We start from the raw sequence: 5,411 nt of genomic DNA, 5'->3' as shown, positions 1-5,411 counted from the left end.
GTTAAGCTACCGTTCGAATGGGATTATATAAAGATCGTAGAATCAAAGGATTACAGTTTAACTGAACAACTTCTTCACGATAAATTTTCAGATAAACGAGTCAATGGAGAGTGGTTCGATCTATCGGATGAAGATATTTCGGACATAGAAAATGAGAAATTCGACGAAGTTATTCTTCAATCAATTAGCGGTGAAGGAGATTTATATGCATGAGGATATTTACGTAAAGTTTTATAAACGAGCGGTAACTAGCGGTCTTGTTGGTGCGCTGGGGAGCGAACGATTTCAAACGCTTTGTGCCTTGGCTGTGTTCATAAACGACCGAGGCGAGTGTTTCCCTTCGCAAGATTTACTTGCGCAGTACCTTAATGTGAGACGCGAAACGGTTAATCGAAGAGTGAAAGCGTTGTGCGATTTTCGTTGGAATGGCCACCCGATTATAACGAAGGAACAAGTAAAGCATCCGACAAAACAAACCTATTATCGCGTTAAGTATCTGATAGGACTAGACGCAGGATTCCAGTTCGGAAATCGCGAGTTAAGCGATCCGTGTGACGTTGAGAACAACATCCGTGTGACGTATATGTGAGAAACTACGTGACGTATACCTCACAATAAGAAGAACTAATTAACGAGAACCAATATAACAAGAAAACCTTGCGCCATTTATTCACTCTGTTCATAAATAACGCCAAGATTAAATAATCTATAAACCTTTCGCGAAAATACTATGCGACAGATACGGAGGTACTTATGACGCTAAATATTGTTCTGTTAGCAACTGACGAATACCAGGCGCAATGTTTCGAACATTCCTTTGCGCTACATGAAAATGTCCGCATCCATCGTGGCATATTCGAACAACTTAGCGATATCGACTGTCTCGTCAGCCCTGCGAACTCATTCGGATTAATGGACGGAGGCATGGACGCGGCTATCACGAATTACTTCGGTGTTCAATTGCAGGAAAAGGTACAGGCGCATATACTAGACGAATTTTACGGAGAACAGCCTGTGGGTACATCATTCGTAATTGAAACGGATAATCAACGGATTCCCTATCTAGCACACACGCCAACGATGAGAGTGCCGGCAATCATTGGCGGAACTGATAACGTCTATCGCGCAATGAAGGCAACTTTAATAGCAATCGCTCAGTATGACGCAGATTTTACAACCGTAGCTATTCCGGCTTTTGGTGCAGGAGCTGGACGCATGCCGGCATATAAAGTAGCGGAGCAAATGGCGCTTGCACTATCGCATTTCAACAATCCGCCGAAAGCCATCGATTGGAACTTCGCAAGGTTACGGGCTAACGAAATCCATTGGAGAATTTAAAGGAGGAATTAACGCATGACTAAAAAAGTAACGTTGCCGCGTGACGTGGTGGAAGCAATCGAAAGTTTACGAAGATTAGGACACGATAACCGCAGGATTATTGGAATAGGTAGTTCCGGTATGTACGGCCAAACCTCGGATGTTATTAAAGGGTATCTTCGCGCTGACGGCGGTAACTTCGACCGTTTACTGTCCGCACTAGTAAACGGATATGAAGTCGAACAACCTCCGGAAGAACAGTTGCGCGAGTATTACGATAACCTGATTACTAGCACTAACGAAATGATTACAGAGGGACGTACAGTAGGGGCGATGTTACATTCGGCAGAACGCGTTGGTATTGAAAAAACGTTACAAATACTCGGCATAAAAATCGAAGGAGTGAACGCATAATGGCAAACAAAGTTACGATACCAAAAGGAGTGGCGGAAGCAATCGAAAAACTGCGAGAGTACGGCTGGGAGCAAGCTAATTTATTAAACGCTGGTGAGTTTATAAACACTGATCGTCCGACTTTAGCGGAAATAGGCGGAGAACATATCGGATTTCCTATCGCTGAATGGCTATCTAATGATTTCCACGCGAACTATCCAAACTACGTGTCCGCACTAGTAAACGGATATGAAATCGAACAATCACCCGAGGATAAGTTACGCGAATATTACGCAGAGTTAAAAGGGACGTACGACAGTTCATCCGGATTAGAGTCTTATAGAGTTGACGGTATGTTGCAATCGGTTGAAACCACGCTAGACATTCTCGGCATCCAAATCGAAGGCATTAACGCAGGAGGCGATTCATAATGGCGGTACTAAGCACGATAGCAACCTTTGCGGTCATGATTTTAGGCATTGGCGTTATCTTAATCGGAATATATTACGTATGGGATTTCGCGTTTAGGTTGATGCTCGCATTCTTTAAGATTCACGATTTATTCCGCCAATTCATCTTCGATCATTACCGTAAAAAGAAGCGGAAAGTATATACGCCTAAAGGGAAGAAAGTGACGTAATAAGACGCATATAAACGCTCATACAGACGTTTTAAACACGAATCAATACAAATACTTTCAACGTTAATTCTAAGCCGTTAGAACGCGTCTTTAGACGGCAAAACAAGGAGGACGATTAAATGGCGAAATTAACCAACGAACAATTGACGGAAATCGAACAGAAAACGGAATCTCTATCGGTAGATATGCCGTTTTACACATGGGAGGCTTCGAGGTTATTAGATACCGATGTGCCCGCACTACTCGATATGATCGCGGAGCTACAGGCGGAGGTCGAGCGTAAAGAAATAATGCACTTTAAACTAATCGAAGAATTAAAGAAAGCGGACTTATACTCAGAAAAGCTCGAACGCAAATATCTATCTGCAACTCTCGAAACTGTCATGGATGAGTTGTACCAAAAGTTAAGGAGGCGTTAACGAATGAACGAAATTAAACGTAAATGGCAGAGAATCGACGAATCAGTCAAGCGTTTTAATAAGACTGGCGAGGAGTTCTATCGTTATACGGTTACGCCGGATATGACGCGAGACGTGTTCGAGTTGATTGCGGAGGTCGAAAGATTGCGCGAGGAATTAAGGAAACACAAGAGTAAAAACGTTAATTAAGGAGGGTCAACGTGGAAGAAAATAAAGGACATTCTTCATCTTTTACAATGGACTATGAAAAAGAGGAAATCGTCGTAACTGTATATGCAGAAAACACGCAACTAGAAACTCGTTTTACAGAAAAAGATATTAAATCCATGCAAAATTGGTTTGAGTTAGCACGATACAAGAAAGCCGATGAAACCAAATAAGCAATATGTTCATTTGAAATAAATTGCTAAAGGAGTGATATGCGATGGAAAGAAATTTTTTCATGCTAATTGAAGGTGAAGACCCTATTGTCGTAACTGTTAAGGATGAGGTGAACAGACCAAACAACGGTGATTGTGACAGTGTTTTGGAAGAATGGAAGACAGATAATTACGGATACCGTCCCTATGAATATTGGGAAATTGATACTTGTGAAAAACATAATATTTAACGTATGAAACTTAATGATAGAAACGTTAACCAAACGAAAGGAGTCACGCAAATGTCACGAATAAGCACGAAAGATTGGCGAAACTTGCCCATCGAAAAATGGAACACGACAACTTTTCACGAATACTTGAGCGACCGCAACCGTGAGCTATACGGCGTAACCTATCAGCCATTCGGTTCAGGCTCAGTCAAAGAGCGATGGTCCGTCGAAAGGGGTCAACTAAAGAACGCGATCATTGAGTATGGAGCGGAAGTAATTCGGGAGTACATCGATATCTGCTTCGCTACGCATCGGGTGAACCCGCAGTATCCCGCGATGTCATTCGGCTTTGTTTACGCCTACAAGCGTGCGGAGCTACAGCAGGCGGAGTTAGCGGTCAAGCGGAAGCAACAGCGGGCGGACAGTTTAGTTGAGGCGGAAGCAACCGAAATCGACGAAGATTGGTTCTAAAACCGAAAGGAGTTGACGGCAAATGAGCACGGTAAACTGGCTTTTAATATGCGTTTTCACTTCGGGTATGATCGCGGGAATGGTTCTTTGCGCAACGATAATTAGCGTCGCTATGAGGAGTGTGAAGCGAAAATGATAAGCGTCAGAGGATTAACGACATGTACGCCGGAATTTCACCGCATAGCAAAGGCGGCGGAGTTAGAGGCTGAGGCTAACGAAATGATTTCACATATTGCGGATGAGGTAGACGCTCTTTTTGAACACGACGGCTATAGCGGGAACTTCCGGCAAAGTAGTACATTGTTAGATATTCGCAACGAAATTAACGATATGGCTGACGGGTGGTACGAAGAATAGGAGGGGGACAAATAGTGGGAATGTATACGGAATTAGTTTGCGCATTGGAACTTGATAAAAATACTCCAGTCGTAGTTATTAATGCGATTGAATTTATGACCGGACAGCGTGATGAACTGGATACGGTTCCGGATCATGAACTATTTAAAAGTGCTAGATGGCGTTTTATGTTGCGTGGCGACAGTTATTATTTTGATGGAGACAGTCATAGCGTGATTAGATTCGATCAATTCGGTACATGGTACGTTACTATTCGATGTAATTTAAAGAACTACGACGATGAAATCGAAAAGTTTGTCGATTGGATTTCGTTATATAGCGAGACCTCGGGCTTTATCGGATATACCAGGTACGAGGAAGACGAACATCCTAAATTGTTATATATCTAAGGAGGTGGACGAATGAATCTGACGCAAGCAATGAACGCGCTGGCAAACGGAGCGCCTGCTGTAGTAAGCGTGTCGGGGAAACGTTATACCGCCGTTGAGTTAAAACCACGAATGTTAAGCGAGCATGTAGCGATATTTAACGATGTGGGAATGACGAAGGTGGAACGCGAAAGGGAGTGGCGAATTGAGCTGAACCCATCGGAATGTCCAAAATGCGGTAACGTCGACAATCTCACGGTTGAAGAAACGAAGCAGCCCGTTTTCTGTCAGCGATGTTATAACGTTTATCAATTCGGAGGTGCGTGTAATGAAATTTCTTAGGACATTCTCGTTATCTTTCTTAGCAATCGCAGGAATCATTGTCGGAACCTACTACACGTTTAAACTATGCATTGCCTTCGTTATATTTATACATGAAACTTTTCCAACGTACGGTAAGCCGGCTATACTACTAACAATTTTCGTAGCTCCTTTGGCGTATGTGTACACTAGATTTTACGGAGGTGATCGCAGTGAAAACAATTAAACACGTACTATCGCGAATGGCAATCGGATTAGCTCTCTTCGGGATAGGCATCGGAATATTTATCGCGCCTGTTTTCTTCCCTAAAATGTCTTTCGGATTATTCGTGGGAATTCTAGTGTTAGGACTTGCGTATTGTCTCGGGAGAGATGTCTTAGACAGGTAAATTTAAAACGAAAGGAGGCGTCAGCCTATGACGAATAATCACGCAAAACGCTGCCTATTAGCGCAACAATGCAAGCTAGCCGGCACTGACGCATGCAAGCCGACGTGTCAGCATTTCATACAGCTTCACGGCATGAGCGGTACAGGC

At 43.1% G+C, this 5,411-nt stretch carries 15 protein-coding genes; all 15 read left to right on the top strand.

The genetic code is table 11. From position 1 onward, the window contains the following. On the top strand, nucleotides 1–213 hold a 213-nt coding region (locus MHI57_RS24940), incomplete at its 5' end, for a GIY-YIG nuclease family protein (RefSeq protein ID WP_340978956.1). Beyond that, nucleotides 152–589 carry a helix-turn-helix domain-containing protein gene (locus MHI57_RS24935; protein WP_340978954.1) on the top strand — a complete coding sequence of 146 codons (438 nt, stop codon included), beginning with the start codon at nucleotides 152–154 and terminating at the stop codon, nucleotides 587–589. The genes MHI57_RS24940 and MHI57_RS24935, both read left to right, overlap by 62 nt. A 164-nt stretch (nucleotides 590–753) precedes the next feature. Then, complete coding sequence (locus tag MHI57_RS24930; protein WP_340978952.1) at nucleotides 754–1,338, top strand: macro domain-containing protein; 585 nt, start codon at nucleotides 754–756, stop codon at nucleotides 1,336–1,338. A gap of 15 nt (nucleotides 1,339–1,353) precedes the next feature. Further along, nucleotides 1,354–1,731, top strand: a complete 378-nt coding sequence (locus tag MHI57_RS24925; protein WP_340978950.1) for a hypothetical protein — start codon at nucleotides 1,354–1,356, stop codon at nucleotides 1,729–1,731. Beyond that, nucleotides 1,731–2,141 carry a DUF1642 domain-containing protein gene (locus MHI57_RS24920; RefSeq protein WP_340978947.1) on the top strand — a complete coding sequence of 137 codons (411 nt, stop codon included), beginning with the start codon at nucleotides 1,731–1,733 and terminating at the stop codon, nucleotides 2,139–2,141. Before MHI57_RS24925 ends, MHI57_RS24920 begins: the two co-directional genes overlap by 1 nt. Further along, complete coding sequence (locus tag MHI57_RS24915; RefSeq protein ID WP_340978945.1) at nucleotides 2,141–2,350, top strand: hypothetical protein; 210 nt, start codon at nucleotides 2,141–2,143, stop codon at nucleotides 2,348–2,350. Before MHI57_RS24920 ends, MHI57_RS24915 begins: the two co-directional genes overlap by 1 nt. A 119-nt stretch (nucleotides 2,351–2,469) precedes the next feature. Continuing rightward, a complete protein-coding gene (locus MHI57_RS24910) occupies nucleotides 2,470–2,769 on the top strand; it encodes a hypothetical protein (protein WP_340978944.1) in 300 nt (99 codons plus the stop codon). A gap of 3 nt (nucleotides 2,770–2,772) precedes the next feature. Next, nucleotides 2,773–2,958: a hypothetical protein gene (locus MHI57_RS24905; RefSeq protein WP_340978943.1), complete on the top strand. Its 186-nt coding sequence runs from the start codon at nucleotides 2,773–2,775 to the stop codon at nucleotides 2,956–2,958. Between the two features lie 11 nt (nucleotides 2,959–2,969). Further along, the gene (locus MHI57_RS24900; protein ID WP_340978942.1) at nucleotides 2,970–3,149 is read left to right on the top strand and encodes a hypothetical protein; all 180 of its coding nucleotides are present in this window, start codon (nucleotides 2,970–2,972) and stop codon (nucleotides 3,147–3,149) included. Nucleotides 3,150–3,193: 44 nt separating this feature from the next. After that, nucleotides 3,194–3,379 carry a hypothetical protein gene (locus MHI57_RS24895; RefSeq protein ID WP_340978941.1) on the top strand — a complete coding sequence of 62 codons (186 nt, stop codon included), beginning with the start codon at nucleotides 3,194–3,196 and terminating at the stop codon, nucleotides 3,377–3,379. Between the two features lie 51 nt (nucleotides 3,380–3,430). Next, nucleotides 3,431–3,829 carry a hypothetical protein gene (locus MHI57_RS24890; RefSeq protein ID WP_340978940.1) on the top strand — a complete coding sequence of 133 codons (399 nt, stop codon included), beginning with the start codon at nucleotides 3,431–3,433 and terminating at the stop codon, nucleotides 3,827–3,829. A 132-nt stretch (nucleotides 3,830–3,961) separates the two neighbouring features. Continuing rightward, nucleotides 3,962–4,186 (top strand): hypothetical protein, encoded by a 225-nt coding sequence (locus MHI57_RS24885; RefSeq protein WP_340978939.1) that lies wholly within the window; start codon nucleotides 3,962–3,964, stop codon nucleotides 4,184–4,186. Nucleotides 4,187–4,206: 20 nt separating this feature from the next. Further along, a complete protein-coding gene (locus MHI57_RS24880) occupies nucleotides 4,207–4,575 on the top strand; it encodes a hypothetical protein (RefSeq protein WP_340978958.1) in 369 nt (122 codons plus the stop codon). 12 nt (nucleotides 4,576–4,587) lie between these two features. Continuing rightward, a complete protein-coding gene (locus tag MHI57_RS24875) occupies nucleotides 4,588–4,896 on the top strand; it encodes a hypothetical protein (RefSeq protein ID WP_340978937.1) in 309 nt (102 codons plus the stop codon). Then, on the top strand, nucleotides 4,883–5,101 hold the full coding sequence (locus MHI57_RS24870) for a hypothetical protein (RefSeq protein ID WP_340978936.1): 219 nt from the start codon (nucleotides 4,883–4,885) through the stop codon (nucleotides 5,099–5,101). Before MHI57_RS24875 ends, MHI57_RS24870 begins: the two co-directional genes overlap by 14 nt. Nucleotides 5,102–5,411 lie beyond the last annotated feature (310 nt).

Source organism: Cytobacillus sp. FSL K6-0129 (genome assembly GCF_038007625.1).
GTDB classification, from domain to species: Bacteria; Bacillota; Bacilli; order Bacillales; family Cytobacillaceae; genus Cytobacillus; species Cytobacillus kochii.
The sequence above is the reverse complement of the archived record's forward strand: the minus strand, read 5'-3'. Positions and strand labels throughout refer to the sequence as shown.

Excerpts from the sequence above, each read along its gene's own strand:
- MHI57_RS24885 (WP_340978939.1), top strand. The coding sequence starts at position 3,962 with ATGATAAGCGTCAGAGGATTAACGACATGTACGCCGGAATTTCACCGC.
- MHI57_RS24935 (WP_340978954.1), top strand. The coding sequence starts at position 152 with ATGAGAAATTCGACGAAGTTATTCTTCAATCAATTAGCGGTGAAGGAG.
- MHI57_RS24875 (WP_340978937.1), top strand. The coding sequence starts at position 4,588 with ATGAATCTGACGCAAGCAATGAACGCGCTGGCAAACGGAGCGCCTGCT.
- MHI57_RS24930 (WP_340978952.1), top strand. The coding sequence starts at position 754 with ATGACGCTAAATATTGTTCTGTTAGCAACTGACGAATACCAGGCGCAA.
- MHI57_RS24910 (WP_340978944.1), top strand. The coding sequence starts at position 2,470 with ATGGCGAAATTAACCAACGAACAATTGACGGAAATCGAACAGAAAACG.
- MHI57_RS24870 (WP_340978936.1), top strand. The coding sequence starts at position 4,883 with ATGAAATTTCTTAGGACATTCTCGTTATCTTTCTTAGCAATCGCAGGA.
- MHI57_RS24925 (WP_340978950.1), top strand. The coding sequence starts at position 1,354 with ATGACTAAAAAAGTAACGTTGCCGCGTGACGTGGTGGAAGCAATCGAA.
- MHI57_RS24890 (WP_340978940.1), top strand. The coding sequence starts at position 3,431 with ATGTCACGAATAAGCACGAAAGATTGGCGAAACTTGCCCATCGAAAAA.
- MHI57_RS24895 (WP_340978941.1), top strand. The coding sequence starts at position 3,194 with ATGGAAAGAAATTTTTTCATGCTAATTGAAGGTGAAGACCCTATTGTC.
- MHI57_RS24915 (WP_340978945.1), top strand. The coding sequence starts at position 2,141 with ATGGCGGTACTAAGCACGATAGCAACCTTTGCGGTCATGATTTTAGGC.
- MHI57_RS24920 (WP_340978947.1), top strand. The coding sequence starts at position 1,731 with ATGGCAAACAAAGTTACGATACCAAAAGGAGTGGCGGAAGCAATCGAA.
- MHI57_RS24880 (WP_340978958.1), top strand. The coding sequence starts at position 4,207 with ATGTATACGGAATTAGTTTGCGCATTGGAACTTGATAAAAATACTCCA.
- MHI57_RS24905 (WP_340978943.1), top strand. The coding sequence starts at position 2,773 with ATGAACGAAATTAAACGTAAATGGCAGAGAATCGACGAATCAGTCAAG.